The following is a 16,641-nucleotide window of genomic DNA, read 5'->3' as shown; positions in this document are numbered from 1 at the left end:
GGGGGATTCAAGCTAATCCGGATTCGACCAGCAACGCTTCCAACCCCATCAAGTCCGGCACCTTCGCCACATGCTCCCCTACCTGCACCGCCGCCAACTCCAACGGGCACAGCGGCACGTCCACATAACTCAACTCGCTGTCGAGCTTGTAAGACCGTGGAATCCCCTGAATCACCAGTGCGATAAACTTCAACGTCGGTCGCCCGCCCAACGCGTTCAACACTACGATTCGCGAGCGTTCGCCGGTCACACTCGCCTCGCCGCACACCGCTTCAAAGCTGATCAGCGGTATCTGCCGATCGCGCCAGGTTACTTGCCGCAAATACCACGGCGGCGCATCACTGGCGGGCTCACCGCGCTGGAAGTCGATCAGCTCGGCAATGGCGACGTTGGGCAGCACCAGGTGGCGGTCGGCCAGCGGCAGCAGCAGGCCGGTGAGTTGGCTGGTGCGGTGGTCAAGCATGGGACTTGCTCCAGTAGGCGATGCTTTCGAGCAGCACCGATTCCTGGTACGGCTTGCCGAGGTAGTCGTTGACGCCGATGGCCATGGCGCGATCGCGGTGTTTCTGGCCGGTGCGCGAGGTGATCATGATAATCGGCAGGCGCATCAGCCGGGGGTCGTTGCGCACCTGGGTGGCGACTTCGAAGCCGTCCATGCGCGGCATTTCGATGTCGAGCAGCATCAGGTCCGGGGTGTGTTCTTCGAGCACAGCGAGGGCGTCGATGCCGTCTTTGGCGGTGAGCACGTTCATGCCGTTGCGCTCCAGCAGGCGGCTGGTGACTTTGCGCACGGTGACGGAGTCGTCCACCACCAGCACCAGCAACGGGCGTTTTTTCAAGGGGTCGTTGAGGATCAGCGGCGCATCGACCGACTGGGCCGGCAAGGCCGGCTGGCGGGCGCGGATATGCGCGAGCAAATCGATGATCAGCACTACGCGACCGTCGCCCAGAATCGTCGCGCCCGACAGGCCCTGCACCCCGGCAAACTGCGGGCCCAGCCCCTTGACCACAATCTCCCGCGTACCGGCCATGGCGTCCACATGGATGGCCACACGCCGCTCGTTGCACTGCACCAATAGCACCGGCACCGGCTGGTACTGGCCCAGCAGTTTCGGGCGGCTGACGGTGTGCAGCAGGTCGCCCAGGTAGAACAGCTCATAGCGCTGGCCGGCGTATTCATAACACGGCGGGTCTTGCTGGTAATGGCCCGCCAGCTCATGGGGCAGCACCCGCACCAGACCCTCGATGGTGTTGAGCGGAATCGCGTACTGGTCGTCCGCACATTGCACCATCAGCGCACGGTTGACCGACACGGTAAACGGCAAGCGAATACGGAAATGCACACCCTCGCCCGGCGTCGAATCAATGACCATCGAGCCGCCAAGCTGACGCACTTCCTCATGCACCACGTCCATGCCCACGCCGCGTCCGGAAATCTGCGTGATCTTTTCGGCGGTGGAGAAGCCCGGCTGCAGGATGAACTGCAACACGTCGCGGTCGCTGATCTCTTGATGCGGGCCCAGCAAGCCACGCTTGATCGCCTTGCGCCGCACGGCCTCCAGCGGTACACCTGCGCCGTCATCGCGCATGTCGAAAACGATGTCGCCGCCTTCGTGGGTCAGGTCCAGGGTGATGCGGCCTTTCTCGGGCTTACCGGCCAGCAGTCGCACATCGCGGGACTCCAGGCCATGGTCGACGGCGTTGCGCAGCATGTGCTCCAGCGGTGCCGCCATGCGTTCCAGCACATTGCGGTCCATCTCGCCCTCGGCGTTGCCGACGATGAATTCCACGTCCTTGCCCAGCTCACCCGCCACCTGGCGCACGATACGCTTGAGGCGCGGCAGCATGCGTTCGAACGGCACCATGCGCGTGCGCATCAGGCCTTCCTGCAACTCGGTGTTGATGCGCGCCTGTTGCTGCAACAGGTCGTGCGCGTCCTCGTTGCGGCGCTCGAGGGTGTCCTTGAGGTCGAGCAGGTCGGAAGCGGACTCGGACAACGCGCGGGACAATTGCTGCAGCTGCGAGTGGCGGTCCATTTCCAGCGGGTCGAATTCTTCATAACCCAGGCGCTCGGCCTCGGCCTGCTGGCGACTGAGGATGCGGCCCTGGGTCTCGGTATCGAGACGCCGCAGTTGGTCGCGCATGCGCTCGATCGTGGTTTCCACTTCGGTCAGGGCAATGCGGGCGTCGTTGACTTGCTGCTCGATACGGCCACGGAAGATCGAGGTTTCACCGGCCAGGTTGACCAAGTCGTCGAGCAGCTCGGCAGAGATCTTCACCATGTCGGCGGCCGGGTCTACCACGGCCTCCGCCTTGCCCGTCGGCAACGCCACCGGTGTCACCGGTTCGTCGCTGGGGTGCACCAGGCTTTTGATGCGCTCGATGAGCTTGTCCACCGAGCCGACCGGCAAACCGTCGGCCACCGCGTCGATCATCTGCGCCAGGCGGTCGTGGCAGCCTTGCAGCAACGCAAACAGCTCGGCGGACGGCGCCAGTAGGCCTGCGGACAGCCCTTCGTAGAGAAACTCCAGTTCATGGGCCAGATCGCCGATCGGCCCGATCTCGACCATGCGCGCGCCGCCCTTGAGGGTGTGCAGGTCGCGCAGCAGGGTTTCGACTTCCTGGCGGCTGCCGGGCTCGGCCTGCCAACGCAGCAAAGCGCTGCCTGAGCTGTCGAGAATGTCGGCGGCTTCTTCGAGGAAGATATCCAGCAATTCAGGATCAGCACCCGAGGCTTGCGCAGCCTCGGTCGGTGCCGTCGGTGTGCTGCCCTGGCGGAATCCACGCAATTGGGCGATCAACTCGCCGGCATCGCTCAGGGGCCGTTGCTGTTGCAATTCATCAAGCTGCAAGGCCAGCCGCTCATGGCTGGCCATCAGTAACAGCGACAGCTCGGGAGAGTAGCTGTAGCGACGGTCCACCAGCCCTTCATACAAACATTCCAGCTCGTGGGCCAGGTCAGCCACCGGCCCGATTTCGGCCATGCGCGCGCCGCCCTTGAGGGTGTGCAGGTCACGTTGCAACGAGGACAGCGGTCCCGCGTTATCCGGCTCCAGCAACCAGCGTTTGAGCGACTGCCCGGCGCTGTCGAGGATGTCCACGGCCTCTTCCAGGAAGATCTCGACGATCTCATCGTCCATCGTCGTTGGCTGATCCAATTGCGCCGTGGCCGCCCCCAGCTCGGAGATGCTCAAGGCGCGGCTGCCGTCGCTTTTGATCAGGCCGGTGGCCGACGGGTCAAGGGCCTCATCCAGCAACTCGCGCAACGCCTGCACCCGTGCCGGCGCCGGGCTGATTTCCTGCCCGGCGGCCAATTGGTCGAGCATGTTGATCAAGGCTTCATGGGCCTGCTCGGCCTCGTGGAAAAACCGCTCGCTCACCGCCAGGCTGCTCTCCTCCACCGCGCCATAGAGGTCGAGCAGCGCTTCGCAGAGTGCGTCGATGGCGTGCAGGTCGGCGACGTGCGCGCCCTCCCCCAGGGTGGTCAGTTCGTCCAGCAGCGCGGTGAGTTCCTGGCGTTCGCCGGGATGCTGTTGCCAGCGGCGCAGCAGGCTTTCGGCGTCGAGCAGAATGTCCATGCCCTGGGCCAGGAAGTTGGCGATCAGTTGCGGGTCGCGCTTGATACGCAGACCGGTATTCGGGGCGTCGAGCAATGCTTCAAGCTGCTGATCCAGCAGGCGTTGGGTGCGGTTGATCAGGTCCTCTGCGCCTTTGATCGGCGCCAACGGGTCGCTGTCCAGATCACGCAGCCCGCGCTGGAACAGGCTCTCGGCTTCGAGCAGCAACTCCACTTCGTCCAAGTCCAGCGGCAGGCGGTGTGCCTTGTATTCGCGGGTGAGGTGGTCCAGCGGGCGCGCCAGTTCGGCGATGGGCAGCACGCCGGCCATGTAGGCGCTGCCTTTGAGCGTGTGCAGGGCGCGTTGCAGTTCATCGCTGACGTGCAGCGGTACATGCTCGGCGGCCTGTTGCAGGAAGTGATTGAGGCTGTCCAGATGGCTTTGGACTTCGTTGCGGAAGATCTCCAGCAGCATCGGGTCATGGGGTTCGGCAGACGGCTGCGGCGTACCGCTGGCCAAGGCGTGGGCGCGGGCGGCCAGGGCGTCGACTTCATCGCGCTGGCGCTGGTCGTCGGTGGCGAAGTCCGCGATCAACTCCGGCAGCAAGGCCACCGCTTCATCCAGCACCTGTTGTACCTCGGGGCTCAGGGCTACGCTGCGTTCCAGTACGCGATTGAGCAGGTTTTCCACAGCCCAGGCCAGCTCGGCCAGGACCAGTGCGCGGACCATGCGGCCGCTGCCCTTGAGGGTGTGGAAAGCACGGCGCATTTCGCCCTGGGCGGTTTTGTCCGCGCTGTTGGGCAGGTAACGGTGCAGCACGTCGAGGACTTCGTCGGTTTCCTCGAGGAAGACCTCGCGCAGCTCATCGTCGATGGGCTCTTCGTCGGCCGGTGGCGGCAGCAGGCTACCGGGGCGTTGCAGGGCCGGCGGGTTCAGGCGCGACGTGGGGCTGGCCAGCGCGTCGAACTGCGACTGGCTCGGCGCGACCTCCACCGCCAGCGCTCCATCCGGTGCAACCAGGGCTTGGCGCCAGGGTTTCTCGGCAGGCAGGTAACCCAGCGCCGCCAGGCCTTGGGTGGCCAGCTCCAGCACCCGTTCACCTGCGGCATCGGGGTCTTGGAGCATCCGTTCGAGGTAGTACTCCAGGCTGCTGATCACGTCGGCAAAATGCGCCAGTTGCCGCTCGGTCGGCGGCGCGTCGTTGCCCATCAACTGTTCATCGACGTAGTCCGTGCAACCGCGCATCAGGCTCGCCGCGCGTGGCAAAGGGATCATGGCCAGGGCGCCGCGCACCTGGCTCAGCAGTTCCGGCAGGGACTCAAGGCGCTGGCGGTCCCAGTCGGCTTCGATGCAATCGATCACGAGTTCCTTGGCTTGCTTGAGGCACTGGCAGGATTCACGGATCACCAATTGGTGGATCTGGGTCAGGTCGGTGGTGGGCAGGCGGCTTTCTTCGCGGCTTTCCGGCTCCACGGTGCCGGCCATGCCAGCCAGTGTGGCTTCGACATAGAGCAAGGCGCCGGCGACGTCCATCAGCACGGCATCGTTGGGTTCGCGTTGGCCCTGGGCCAGGCTCAGCACCACGGCAAGCTGGTCGATGATGACTTTACGCGGCTGGCCGAAGCCCAGCACCGCCAAGGTGTCGGCGATCTGCCGCAGTGGCGCGAGCAGCGCGTCGAGGTCGCTGGTGTGCTGACGGTCGCTGCGTACGAACAGGTCGAGGCGTTCTTTTACCCGCACCAACTCTTCACACAATGCACCCAGCACCGAGCCCATGGCGTTGCGGTCCGGCCCGGCCAGACGTGCGCGTTCGGCATCGACCACCGTGCTGTCCGGCAAGGCTTCATCCAGGCCGTAGCGTTCCTTGAGGCTTTGCATGCGCGGTGTCGGCCGGGTGACCTTGGCCACATAAAACAGCAAGCTCTTGAGCAACTCATCTGGCGCCGGCTGGTTGATGCCGCCGATGCCTTGGGCGAGCAGGCGCTTGAGCTGTTTGTCACTGGCCTTGAGCAAACTGCGCAGCGCTGGGCTGTTGGCGATCACGCCGATGAGCATGCCTTCGACCAGCGCCGAAGTGACTTGCCACAGCGGCAACAACGGCGCGCCCTGGCACAAGGCTTCGAGACGCGCGAACACCCGCGCCATGTCCTCCAGGTTGCTGGGGCCGTGGTCTTCGCGCAGCAGCCCGGCCAGGGCCTGTTGCAGCAGCTGATGCCACTGGCGCAGTTGCTCTTTCAGGTCGGGCACCGCGCGTTGCGCCAGCGCTTCATCGGGCAGCGGCGCGATGGTGAGCAGTTGCGGGCTGAACAGGCTGGTCTCCGACAGCAGGCTTTCGCCGCGGGCGCTGCGCAGGTCGTTGAGCAACGGCAATACCACCAGCGGCAGGTCGCGGCGGGCGCTGTGCACGCGGTCCAGGTAGAGCGGCAATTGGTTGAGGGCCTGTTGCAGCAGGCGGATGCTTTCGTCGCGCTGGCTCACATGGCCGGCTTGCAGAGCCAGGGCCAGTGCTTCGACTTCCTCGGCCAGCAGGGCCGCGCCGTAGAACTCGACCATTTGCAGCGCGCCATGCACCTGATGGATGCCGGCCAGGCATTCGCTGATCGCGTCGCCGTCAGTGGTTTCGACGTACGCATCCAGCGCCGAACGGGCCTGTTGCAGGGTTTCGGCAATGTCGCCCTTGACCCATTCGAGGGCCACGTAGTCGTGCCGATCAACCATAACTGCTCCGCTTAGAATTCGTGGGTTGCTGGTGGTGCGAGATCTCAAGACAGATAGAGATCAAATGTGGGAGGGGGCAAGCCCCCTCCCACATTGGTACTGCATTTCAATCGTCGACCTGCTTTGGCGGCGGCAAGGTAAACCCCGACACCGACCGGCGCAGTTGGCTGGCCATTTTCGCCAGGTTGCCGATGCTTTCGGCGGTGGCCGTGGAGCCCGACGAGGTCTGGGTAGTGATCTGCTGAATCACGTTCATGGTCAGGGAGATCTGCCCCGCCGACGAGGTCTGTTGCTGCGCCGCGTTGGAAATACTCTGGATCAGCGCCGCCAGGGTTTTCGACACGCCTTCGATCTCTTCCAACGCCACCCCGGCGTCCTGTGCCAGCCGCGCGCCGCGCACCACTTCGGTGGTGGTCTGCTCCATGGAGATCACCGCTTCGTTGGTGTCAGCCTGGATCGCCCGCACCAGGGTTTCGATCTGCCGGGTGGCCGCCGACGAGCGCTCGGCCAGCCGTTGCACTTCATCGGCCACCACCGCAAAGCCGCGCCCGGCGTCACCGGCCATGCTCGCCTGGATCGCGGCGTTGAGGGCGAGGATGTTGGTTTGGTCGGCAATGTCGTCGATCAGGCTGACGATGTCGCCAATCTCCTGGGACGACTCACCCAGGCGCTTGATGCGCTTGGCGGTGTCTTGGATCTGTTCGCGAATGTTGTCCATGCCGTGGATGGTGTTGTGCACCACCTCGTTACCCTTGTTGGCGATCTCCACCGAGCGCTCCGCCACCGCCGAGGACTCGGCGGCGTTGGCCGACACCTGGTCGATGGACTGGGCCATCTGGTTGATCGCCGTGGACGCTTCGGCGATCTGCTGGGCCTGGTGCTCCGACGCCTGGGCCAGGTGCATGGCGGTGGCCTGGGTGTCCTGCACCGCACCGGCGACTTGCCCGGCGGTGAGGTTGATGGTGGCGACCAGGTCGCGCAGTTGGTCGACGGAGTAGTTGATGGAATCGGCGATGGTGCCGGTGAAGTCTTCGGTCACCGAGGCCGTCACGGTGAGGTCGCCGTCGGCCAGGTCTTCGATTTCATCCAGCAGGCGCATGATCGCGTTCTGGTTGCGCTCGTTCTTCTCGGCGGTTTCATGCAACTGGCGGTTGGTCTCGCGCACCATCACCAGGCCGATCAGGATGATCGAGGTCAGCGCCAACAGCCCCAGCACATAACCGCCGATGGTGTCGAAACTGCGCCCGCTGGCCAGGTTTTCAAAACCGGTGGCCAGGTGCGAGGCTTCATCGAGCAGGGTTTGCGACAGGTTGAAGATATTGCTCGCCGAGGCGCGGACCTGGAACAGTTGCGGCGAGGTCTCGAGGATTTCATCCACGGAGCCGGAGACAAATTCGAACAGCTCGGCGATTTCCGCCAGCCGCGCCCGGGCGTCGCGGTCTTCGACCTGGGTGATGCGCAGGCCGGGGTTGCCCTGGAGCATGCCGTTGAGCACCTGGCCGAAGCGGTTGGCGTCACGGCCAAAGGCGTCGGCGGCCTGCACGGCGGTTTCGTCGCCGGCCAGTACGGTGTTCACCGCGCCAAGGATCCGTTCGGCCAACAGTGACTGGCGCTGGGCCAAGGCCACTTGGCTGGCCGGGGCGCCACGCTGCAGGAGGATATCGACGACCTTTTCCGACTCCATCTGCAACTGCGGCACGGTTTCGGCCAATGTCGCGGCGACCTGATGCAAGGACAACACGGTCTGTTCGCTGGCGAGGATGGCGTCTGTGTTTTTCAGCAGCGCTTCCCAGTCGGTCTGCACCGCGCGCATTTCGGCGCGCACGGCGTTGGGCGCGGCAGGCAAGCCGGTTTCCGGGTCACCTTTTTTCAGGTAGCCCCAGCGCTGGGCGAAGTCGTTGCGCGCATCGCCCAGCAGCTTGAACGCGGCGGCCTTGCCGGCGGCGGCTTCGGTGGCGTTCTTGGCGATGCGCTGGGACAGTACGCGCAGCTCACCGGCGTGGCCGATGTACTGTTTGTCATAGGTGGACTGGGTGTTGAGGTACGCAAAGTTGGCGAACAGCAACATGATGAACACGATCAGTGCGATGAACAGCACGATGATCTGCGAGCGGCTGCGCGAGCCGGCCTGGGGTTTTGGCGTGGTGGCGGTGGTCATGCGGCAACATCCATGAAACCTGGAGCCTGGGCCAGGGCGAATGGGCTGAAGACCTGCCACTGCTGGTCGCCCTCGAACTGGCCCTGGATAAACGGAACACCGGGCGCGGCGCTCGCCAGCAGTGCGTCTTGTGCGAAATGCTGCATCCCCACCACCTCGTCCACCAGCAGCCCGACAAACAAGTCGTTGAATTCCACCACCAATACGCGCCGCTGTTTGCGCGCCTTGGACAGTTCAAGCCCGAGAAACCCACCCAGGTCCATCACCGGCAACAGGCGCCCACGCAGGTTAGCCACGCCCTTGACCCAGGCCTTGACCCCGGGCATAAGCGTGCAGCGCGGTTCATGCAGGACTTCGGCAACTTCGCCCATGGGTGCCACATACCAGTGCGGCCCCAAGCGAAAACCGATCCCGCTCCAACGTTGCAGGCGGGCTTCCTGGGACGGCAGGTCGGCGGCCAGCAGGCGGCAGCGCCGGTCGATGTCCAACAGCAGCTCGAAGGCGGTTTGCGACTCGGTCATGATGGCGAACCGTCAGCCGGCCAGCACCTTGTTCAGGGTGGCGATCAGGGTTTCTTCATCCACCGGCTTGGTCAGGTAATCCTTGGCGCCCTGGCGCGCCCCCCAGATCTTGTCGGTTTCCTGGTCTTTGGTGGTGATGATGATGATCGGGATGCCGTTGGTTTCCGGCTCCTTGGACAGTTGGCGGGTGGCCTGGAAGCCATTGAGGCCCGGCATCACGATGTCCATCAGCACGGCGTCGGGTTTTTCCTGGCGGGCCAGGGCCACGCCGTCCGCACCGTTTTCGGCCTTGAGAACCTGATGGCCATGCTTTTCCAGCATGCCGGTCAGTTTGTACATTTCGGTCGGCGAATCGTCGACGATCAGAACACGTGCCATGGTTTTCCCCGCTACATAAGTTCGCGCCGACCCTCGTGAGGCGACGTCAGTGTGCTTGTTCTACTGCGGCGAAGCCGGGCACGTAGGCCTTGATCGCACTCAGCAGTTCTTCCTTGCTGAAAGGCTTGGTCAAAAACTGATCGACGCCGACGATGCGCCCCTTGGCCTTGTCGAACAGGCCGTCCTTGGAGGACAGCATGATCACCGGGATCGACTTGAACGCCGGGTTGTTCTTCACCAGGGCGCAGGTCTGATAACCATCCAGGCGCGGCATCATGATGTCGACAAAGATGATGTGCGGGTGATGATCGACAATCCGGGCCAGGGCATCGAAACCGTCGATGGCCGTGATGACATCGCACCCCACGTTCTTCAACAAGGTTTCAGCGGTACGGCGGATCGTCTTTGAGTCGTCGATCACCATCACTCTCAAGGCGTTGGAATGCTGTTCCATATCTGCTCTGCCATCGCCACAGCGAATCGGTTTTCGGTGTGTACTGCCTGATGTTGCACAGGATGAGCGCCGCAAGCCTTGGAATTCAAGGGCTGCTGCGCCGTGGCAGTCTTTTTAGCACAGTCTCCGGGCGCAATCTATCGAGCAACCGGCCAGGTGGTTTTTCCTTGACCCACAACAGCCACAGCGCCACTCTGACGCCACTTTTATGCGCCCTAATTTGCTAGAGGAAATCCCCCATGAGCGTTCGCGTCGGCATTGTCATGGACCCTATCGCCAGCATCTCCTATAAAAAGGACAGCTCGCTGGCCATGCTCCTGGCCGCCCAGGCCCGCGGCTGGACGTTGTTCTATATGGAGCAGCGCGATCTTTACCAGGGTAACGGCGAGGCCCGCGCACGCATGCGTCCGCTGCAGGTGTTTGCCAACCCTGAGAAGTGGTTCGAGCTGTCGGACGAAATCGACAGCCCGCTGAGCGATCTGGACGTGATCCTGATGCGCAAGGACCCGCCGTTCGACATGGAATTCGTCTACTCCACCTACCTGCTGGAGCAGGCCGAGCGCGCCGGCGTGCTGATCGTGAACAAGCCGCAGAGCCTGCGCGACTGCAATGAAAAGCTGTTCGCCACCCTCTTCCCGCAGTGCACCCCGCCCACCGTGGTCAGCCGCCGCGCCGACGTGCTGCGTGAATTCGCTGCCAAGCACGGCGATGTGATCCTCAAGCCGTTGGACGGCATGGGCGGCACCTCGATCTTCCGTCACCGCGCAGGCGACCCGAACCTGTCGGTGATCCTGGAGACCCTGACCGCCCTGGGCACTCAGCAAATCATGGGCCAGGCCTACCTGCCGGCGATCAAGGACGGCGACAAGCGCATCCTGATGATCGACGGCGAGCCGGTGGACTACTGCCTGGCGCGCATCCCGGCGGCTGGCGAGACCCGCGGTAACCTGGCAGCCGGCGGTCGTGGTGAAGCACGCCCTCTGTCGGACAAGGACCGTTGGATTGCCGCCCAGGTTGGCCCGACCCTGCGTGAAAAGGGCTTGCTGTTTGTCGGCCTGGACGTGATCGGCGAGAACCTGACTGAAATCAACGTCACCAGCCCCACCTGCATTCGCGAGATCGACAACGCATTTGGCACGAACATCGGCGAAATGTTGATGGCTGCCATTGAGCGCAAGCTACAAGCCAAGTGACATAGAACAGCCGGACACACACCAACATTGCGTTATCATGCGCCACCTGTGAAACGCGCGATGTTGGTTTTTTTGTCATGACGCTCCCGTCCGAACTGCCCCCCGAACTCTCCCATAGCGGCGTGCGCCCGGCTGATCGGCTCGGATTTACCCTGTTCCTCGCTGCACTGATTCACCTGGCCCTGATCCTCGGCGTGGGGTTCACCCTGGTCGAACCCAAGCAAATCAGCAAAACCCTGGAAATCACCCTCGCCACGTTCAAGAGTGAAAAGAAGCCCGAGAAGGCTGACTTTCTCGCCCAGGACAACCAGCAGGGCAGCGGCACCCTCGACAAGAAGGCCGTGCCCAAGACCACTGAAGTGGCGCCGTTCCAGGACAACAAGGTGAATAAAGTCACCCCGCCGCCGGCGCCCAAGCCCGAGGTGAAGCAGGCCGCGCCCAAGGCTGCGGTGACCACCGTCGCGCCCAAACCGCAAAAAGCCCCGACCCAGCGCGAAAAAACCAAGACCGAACCGACGCCCGAGCCCGTGAAGCCCGCGCCGACGTTCGACAGTTCGACACTCTCCGACGAGATTTCCAGCCTGGAAGCCGAGCTGGCCAACGAACAGCAGCTGTACGCCAAGCGCCCGCGCATCTACCGGCTGAACGCCGCCTCGACCATGCGCGACAAAGGCGCCTGGTATAAGGACGAGTGGCGCAAGAAGGTCGAGCGTATCGGTAACCTCAACTACCCGGATGAAGCGCGACGCCAGCAGATTTATGGCAATTTGCGCTTACTGGTGTCGATCAACCGCGACGGCACGTTATATGAAGTCCAGGTGCTGGAATCGTCAGGCCAGCCGCTGCTGGACCAGGCCGCCCAGCGCATCGTGCGCCTGGCCGCGCCCTTTGCCCCGTTCAGCGGCGACTTGAACGACGTCGACCGCCTTGAAATTATCCGCACCTGGAAGTTCGCCAAGGGCGACCGCCTGTCCAGCAACTGAATACGCCCTTTGTGGTAAGCGGGGTTGTTGTGGTGAGCGGGCTTGCCCCGCGCTGGGGGGGCGAAGCCCCCCCAATCCAGGCACAGAGGTTCTCCAGCTAAAATGAAACATCCGGTTTTGGGGCGGCTTCGCAGCCCAGCGCGGGGCAAGCCCGCTCACCACAACAACCCTGTTTGCCACAATTATGGTCCACCCCAGCTTGTCAGTTCGCCCCTCCACCGCCACACTAGCGGACATGAAAAATGTCAGCCCGACCTACCTCAAGCACCAATTCCTGATCGCCATGCCCCATATGGCCGACCCGAACTTTGCGCAGACCTTGACCTACATCGTCGAGCACACCGCCAAAGGTGCCATGGGGTTGGTCATCAACCGCCCGCAAGAGCTGAACCTGGCGGATATCCTTGAGCAACTGCGCCCGGAGGTCGACCCTCCAGCCCGCTGCCAGGGCGTGCCGATCTACATCGGCGGGCCGGTGCAGACCGATCGCGGCTTTGTGCTGCACCCCACCGGGCCGAAGTTCCAGGCCACGGTCGACCTGGAAGGCGTGTCGCTGTCCACTTCACAGGACGTGCTATTCGCCATCGCGGACGGCGTGGGCCCTGAGCAAAGTGTGATCACCCTCGGCTACGCGGGTTGGGAAGCCGGCCAACTGGAAGCCGAGCTGGCCAGCAACGCGTGGCTGACTTGCCCCTTCGACGCTGAAATCCTGTTCAACACGCCCAGCGAACTGCGCCTGGAGGCAGCCGCGGCCAAACTGCGCGTCAACCTCAACCTGCTGACCAGCCAGGCGGGGCACGCCTGATGGCTTTGCGCTTAATCCTCGGTTTTGACTACGGCACCAAGCAGATCGGCGTAGCCGTCGGCCAGGTCATCACCGGCCAGGCTCGCGAACTGTGCACCTTGAAAGCCCAGAACGGCATACCGGACTGGAACCAGGTCGAGGCCCTCATTAAAGAGTGGAAGCCCGACGCCGTGGTGGTCGGCCTGCCCTTGAACATGGATGGCACGCCCAGCGACATGTGCCTGCGCGCGGAAAAATTCGCCCGACGCCTCAATGGCCGCTACAACATCCCCTTCTATACCCACGACGAACGCCTGACCACCTTCGAAGCCAAGGGTGAGCGCCGAGACCGTGGCGGCCAGAAGGGCAGCTACCGCGACAACCCCGTGGACGCCATCGCCGCCGCGCTGCTGTTGCAGGGTTGGCTGGACGACAACACCGCTTTATTTGAATCCTGACTGACGCGGCTTGCCGCGTCTTTTTACGTTTGAGCCCGGACCTTGCCTGCGCCAAGGTCCTGAAGGAGCCTGCATGAGCTTGCCGAACCCCGCCGAACTGATCAGCCAAATGGCCAAAGACCTCACGGCCCATCTGCAACACCGTGCCATCAGCGAGCCACGTTTCATTGGCATTCGCACCGGTGGTGTGTGGGTGGCCCAGGCGTTGCTGGAAGCGCTGGGCAGCGACTCGCCCCTCGGCACCCTGGATGTGTCCTTCTACCGCGACGACTTCAGCCAGAACGGCCTGCACCCACAAGTGCGTCCGTCGGCGCTGCCTTTCGAAATCGAAGGCCAGCACCTGGTGCTGATCGACGACGTGCTGATGAGCGGTCGCACCATCCGCGCCGCCATGAACGAATTGTTCGACTATGGCCGCCCGGCCAGCGTGACGCTGGTGTGCCTGCTGGACCTGGACGCCGGTGAGTTGCCGATCAGCCCGGATGTGGTCGGCGCCACCCTGTCGCTGCAAGCCCACCAACGGGTAAAATTGTCCGGTCCCACGCCGCTCGAACTCGAACTGCAAGACCTCGCCCTTTAAACCGCCTTGTAAAGAGTCCCCGCGATGACGCCTCTAGATGCCAAGCGCCCGCTGCAGCTCAATGCTCAGGGTCAGTTGCAACACTTCTTGTCCCTCGACGGTTTGCCCCGCGAACTGCTGACTGAAATCCTCGACACCGCCGACTCGTTCCTCGAAGTCGGTGGCCGCGCGGTGAAGAAGGTCCCGCTGTTGCGCGGCAAGACCATCTGCAACGTGTTCTTCGAGAACTCCACCCGCACCCGCACCACCTTTGAACTGGCGGCCCAGCGACTGTCGGCCGACGTGATCACGCTGAACGTGTCCACCTCGTCGGCGAGCAAGGGCGAAACCCTGCTCGACACCCTGCGCAACCTGGAAGCCATGGCCGCCGACATGTTCGTGGTACGCCACGGCGACTCCGGCGCCGCGCACTTCATCGCCGAGCACGTGTGCCCGCAGGTAGCGATCATCAACGGCGGCGACGGCCGTCACGCCCACCCGACCCAGGGCATGCTCGACATGCTCACTATCCGTCGGCACAAAGGCAGCTTTGAAAACCTCTCGGTAGCCATCGTCGGCGACATCCTGCACTCGCGGGTGGCACGCTCGAACATGCTGGCCCTGAAAACCCTGGGTTGCCCGGACATCCGCGTGATCGCGCCGAAAACCCTGCTGCCGATCGGTATCGAGCAGTACGGCGTGAAGGTCTACACCGACATGGCCGAAGGCCTCAAGGATGTGGATGTGGTGATCATGCTGCGCCTGCAACGCGAACGGATGTCCGGTGGCCTGCTGCCGAGCGAAGGCGAGTTCTACCGCCTGTTTGGCCTGACCACTGCACGCCTGGCCGGCGCCAAGCCGGATGCCATCGTGATGCACCCTGGCCCGATCAACCGTGGCGTGGAGATTGAGTCGGCGGTGGCCGACGGTAACCAGTCGGTGATCCTCAACCAGGTGACCTACGGCATCGCCGTGCGCATGGCGGTGTTGTCCATGGCCATGAGCGGGCAAACCGCGCAACGTCAATTCGAGCAGGAGAACGCCCAGTGAAGCTCAGCATCCTCGGCGCCCGCGTCATCGATCCGGCCAGTGGCCTGGATCACGTCACCGACCTTCATCTGGAAGCCGGCAAGATCATCGCCATCGGCGCCGCGCCCGCAGGCTTCAGCGCCAGCGAGACCCTCGACGCCAAAGGCCTGGTGGCCGCGCCTGGCCTGGTCGACCTGAACGTCGCCCTGCGCGAGCCAGGCTACAGTCGCAAGGGCAACATCATCAGCGAAACCCGCGCCGCTGCGGCCGGTGGCGTGACCAGCCTGTGCTGCCCGCCGCACACCAAGCCGGTGCTGGACACCTCGGCGGTGACCGAGCTGATCCTCGACCGCGCCCGTGAGGCCGGCAATTGCAAAGTGTTCCCTATCGGCGCCCTGAGCAAAGGCCTGGAAGGCGAACAACTCGCCGAGCTGATCGCCCTGCGTGACGCCGGTTGCGTGGCCTTCGGCAACGGCCTGGAAAGCTTTCGCAGCACCCGGACGCTGTTACGCGCCCTGGAATACGCAGCCACCTTCGACCTGACGGTGATCTTCCACTCCCAGGACCGCGACTTGGCTGAAGGCGGCCTGGGCCATGAAGGCGCCGTGGCCAGCTTCCTCGGCCTGCCGGGCATTCCGGAAACCGCCGAAACCGTAGCCCTGGCCCGTGACCTGCTGCTGGTGGAACAAAGCGGTGTGCGTGCGCACTTCAGCCAGTTGACCAGCGCCCGAGGCGTCGCCCTTATCGCCCAGGCACAGGCTCGCGGACTGCCGGTCACGGCGGATGTGGCGTTGTATCAGTTGATCCTGACGGATGAGGCGCTGATCGACTTCTCCAGCCTGTACCACGTGCAACCGCCGCTGCGCACCCTGGCCGACCGCGAAGGTTTGCGTGCGGCGGTCAAGTCCGGTGTGGTCTCGGCGATTTCCAGCCATCACCAGCCCCATGAGCGGGATGCCAAGCTGGCACCGTTTGGCGCGACAGAGCCGGGCATCAGCAGTGTCGAACTGTTGCTGCCGCTGGCGATGACACTGGTGGAGGATGGATTGCTGGACTTGCCGACACTGCTGGCACGCCTCAGCGCAGGCCCGGCTGAGGCATTGCGCCTGCCGGCGGGTAAGTTGGCGGTGGGTTCGGCGGCGGACTTGGTGCTGTTTGACCCGGCCCGCTCCACGGTTGCCGGGGAGCACTGGCTGTCCAAAGGTGAAAACTGCCCGTTCATCGGCCATAGCCTGCCGGCGACGGTGCGCTACACCTTGGTGGATGGGCGGATCAGCTACCAGGCCTGAAAAATCCCACATCTAATGTGGGCATGATCAATGTGGGAGGGGGCTTGCCCCCTCCCACATGTTGATCTCCACCAGAAGTTAAAGATCAGCGGCCGCTGTTGCGCTCGGCATTGCGGATCGATATCTGTGTATTCAACGTCCAGAAGTCATACAACACCCCCACCAGGAACAAACCGCCGGTCAGCAGGTAGATCAGGCCGGTGATCCATTTGCCTTGGTACATGCGGTGCACGCCAAACACCCCGAGAAACGCCAACAGCACCCAGGCCACGTTGTATTCGATCGGCCCGGCGGTAAAACGCAGGTCCGCTTCACGGTCCATGGCCGGGATCAGGAACAGGTCGATCAGCCAGCCGATACCCAGCAAGCCAAAGGTGAAAAACCAGATCGTGCCGGTCACCGGTTTGCCGTAATAGAAGCGGTGCGCCCCAGTAAAACCAAAAATCCACAGCAGGTAACCGATCACCTTGCTGTGGGTGTCTTGCTGCGAACCAATCTGCTGATAGGTGTTCATCGCGTACCTCTTTTGCCTCGATAGATAAATTTTTTCACTTTCTTTG

At 63.5% G+C, this 16,641-nt stretch carries 14 protein-coding genes; 7 read left to right on the top strand and 7 right to left on the bottom strand.

Annotated features, from left to right (window positions below; translation table 11 throughout):
* Nucleotides 1–7: 7 nt before the first annotated feature.
* The 6 genes from QCBJ_RS25610 to pilG all read right to left on the bottom strand — a co-directional run bounded on the left by QCBJ_RS25610 (nucleotide 8) and on the right by pilG (nucleotide 9,786).
* Nucleotides 8–463: a chemotaxis protein CheW gene (locus QCBJ_RS25610; RefSeq protein ID WP_010207210.1), complete on the bottom strand. Its 456-nt coding sequence runs from the start codon at nucleotides 461–463 to the stop codon at nucleotides 8–10.
* The gene (locus tag QCBJ_RS25605; protein ID WP_102061865.1) at nucleotides 456–6,275 is read right to left on the bottom strand and encodes an Hpt domain-containing protein; all 5,820 of its coding nucleotides are present in this window, start codon (nucleotides 6,273–6,275) and stop codon (nucleotides 456–458) included. The genes QCBJ_RS25610 and QCBJ_RS25605 overlap by 8 nt, the downstream gene beginning before the upstream one ends.
* A 106-nt stretch (nucleotides 6,276–6,381) precedes the next feature.
* Complete coding sequence (locus QCBJ_RS25600) at nucleotides 6,382–8,433, bottom strand: methyl-accepting chemotaxis protein (RefSeq protein WP_015886334.1); 2,052 nt, start codon at nucleotides 8,431–8,433, stop codon at nucleotides 6,382–6,384.
* Nucleotides 8,430–8,954: a chemotaxis protein CheW gene (locus QCBJ_RS25595; RefSeq protein WP_015886335.1), complete on the bottom strand. Its 525-nt coding sequence runs from the start codon at nucleotides 8,952–8,954 to the stop codon at nucleotides 8,430–8,432. The genes QCBJ_RS25600 and QCBJ_RS25595 overlap by 4 nt, the downstream gene beginning before the upstream one ends.
* 12 nt (nucleotides 8,955–8,966) lie before the next feature.
* Entirely contained in the window at nucleotides 8,967–9,332 is a 366-nt protein-coding gene (gene pilH, locus QCBJ_RS25590; protein WP_014720320.1) for a twitching motility response regulator PilH, read from the bottom strand.
* 46 nt (nucleotides 9,333–9,378) lie between these two features.
* Nucleotides 9,379–9,786 (bottom strand): twitching motility response regulator PilG, encoded by a 408-nt coding sequence (gene pilG / locus QCBJ_RS25585; RefSeq protein ID WP_003176671.1) that lies wholly within the window; start codon nucleotides 9,784–9,786, stop codon nucleotides 9,379–9,381.
* Nucleotides 9,787–10,025: 239 nt separating this feature from the next.
* On the opposite strand from pilG, the gene gshB reads away from it, so the two are divergent.
* The 7 genes from gshB (at nucleotide 10,026) to QCBJ_RS25550 (ending at nucleotide 16,081) form a co-directional block, all read left to right on the top strand.
* Complete coding sequence (gene gshB / locus QCBJ_RS25580) at nucleotides 10,026–10,979, top strand: glutathione synthase (RefSeq protein ID WP_102061864.1); 954 nt, start codon at nucleotides 10,026–10,028, stop codon at nucleotides 10,977–10,979.
* 77 nt (nucleotides 10,980–11,056) lie between these two features.
* Nucleotides 11,057–11,962 (top strand): energy transducer TonB, encoded by a 906-nt coding sequence (locus QCBJ_RS25575; protein WP_015886336.1) that lies wholly within the window; start codon nucleotides 11,057–11,059, stop codon nucleotides 11,960–11,962.
* Between the two features lie 235 nt (nucleotides 11,963–12,197).
* Nucleotides 12,198–12,767: a YqgE/AlgH family protein gene (locus QCBJ_RS25570; RefSeq protein ID WP_015886337.1), complete on the top strand. Its 570-nt coding sequence runs from the start codon at nucleotides 12,198–12,200 to the stop codon at nucleotides 12,765–12,767.
* Nucleotides 12,767–13,204: a Holliday junction resolvase RuvX gene (gene ruvX / locus QCBJ_RS25565; RefSeq protein WP_102061863.1), complete on the top strand. Its 438-nt coding sequence runs from the start codon at nucleotides 12,767–12,769 to the stop codon at nucleotides 13,202–13,204. Before QCBJ_RS25570 ends, ruvX begins: the two co-directional genes overlap by 1 nt.
* Nucleotides 13,205–13,277: 73 nt before the next feature.
* Entirely contained in the window at nucleotides 13,278–13,784 is a 507-nt protein-coding gene (gene pyrR, locus QCBJ_RS25560; RefSeq protein WP_046034946.1) for a bifunctional pyr operon transcriptional regulator/uracil phosphoribosyltransferase PyrR, read from the top strand.
* Nucleotides 13,785–13,808: 24 nt separating this feature from the next.
* Nucleotides 13,809–14,813: an aspartate carbamoyltransferase catalytic subunit gene (locus QCBJ_RS25555; protein WP_015886339.1), complete on the top strand. Its 1,005-nt coding sequence runs from the start codon at nucleotides 13,809–13,811 to the stop codon at nucleotides 14,811–14,813.
* Complete coding sequence (locus QCBJ_RS25550; protein WP_102061862.1) at nucleotides 14,810–16,081, top strand: dihydroorotase; 1,272 nt, start codon at nucleotides 14,810–14,812, stop codon at nucleotides 16,079–16,081. Before QCBJ_RS25555 ends, QCBJ_RS25550 begins: the two co-directional genes overlap by 4 nt.
* Before the next feature lie 85 nt (nucleotides 16,082–16,166).
* Here QCBJ_RS25550 and QCBJ_RS25545 read toward each other — a convergent pair whose 3' ends face one another.
* A complete protein-coding gene (locus QCBJ_RS25545; protein WP_163825880.1) occupies nucleotides 16,167–16,577 on the bottom strand; it encodes a TM2 domain-containing protein in 411 nt (136 codons plus the stop codon).
* Nucleotides 16,578–16,641 lie beyond the last annotated feature (64 nt).

Origin of the sequence: Pseudomonas sp. QC2 (genome assembly GCF_002859085.1) — a bacterium.
GTDB classification, from domain to species: domain Bacteria; phylum Pseudomonadota; class Gammaproteobacteria; order Pseudomonadales; family Pseudomonadaceae; genus Aquipseudomonas; species Aquipseudomonas petroselini.
This window is presented reverse-complemented; position numbering and strand designations above follow the sequence as displayed.

Excerpts from the sequence above, each read along its gene's own strand:
- QCBJ_RS25610 (WP_010207210.1), bottom strand. The coding sequence starts at position 463 with ATGCTTGACCACCGCACCAGCCAACTCACCGGCCTGCTGCTGCCGCTG.
- QCBJ_RS25605 (WP_102061865.1), bottom strand. The coding sequence starts at position 6,275 with ATGGTTGATCGGCACGACTACGTGGCCCTCGAATGGGTCAAGGGCGAC.
- QCBJ_RS25600 (WP_015886334.1), bottom strand. The coding sequence starts at position 8,433 with ATGACCACCGCCACCACGCCAAAACCCCAGGCCGGCTCGCGCAGCCGC.
- QCBJ_RS25595 (WP_015886335.1), bottom strand. The coding sequence starts at position 8,954 with ATGACCGAGTCGCAAACCGCCTTCGAGCTGCTGTTGGACATCGACCGG.
- pilH (WP_014720320.1), bottom strand. The coding sequence starts at position 9,332 with ATGGCACGTGTTCTGATCGTCGACGATTCGCCGACCGAAATGTACAAA.
- pilG (WP_003176671.1), bottom strand. The coding sequence starts at position 9,786 with ATGGAACAGCATTCCAACGCCTTGAGAGTGATGGTGATCGACGACTCA.
- gshB (WP_102061864.1), top strand. The coding sequence starts at position 10,026 with ATGAGCGTTCGCGTCGGCATTGTCATGGACCCTATCGCCAGCATCTCC.
- QCBJ_RS25575 (WP_015886336.1), top strand. The coding sequence starts at position 11,057 with ATGACGCTCCCGTCCGAACTGCCCCCCGAACTCTCCCATAGCGGCGTG.
- QCBJ_RS25570 (WP_015886337.1), top strand. The coding sequence starts at position 12,198 with ATGAAAAATGTCAGCCCGACCTACCTCAAGCACCAATTCCTGATCGCC.
- ruvX (WP_102061863.1), top strand. The coding sequence starts at position 12,767 with ATGGCTTTGCGCTTAATCCTCGGTTTTGACTACGGCACCAAGCAGATC.
- pyrR (WP_046034946.1), top strand. The coding sequence starts at position 13,278 with ATGAGCTTGCCGAACCCCGCCGAACTGATCAGCCAAATGGCCAAAGAC.
- QCBJ_RS25555 (WP_015886339.1), top strand. The coding sequence starts at position 13,809 with ATGACGCCTCTAGATGCCAAGCGCCCGCTGCAGCTCAATGCTCAGGGT.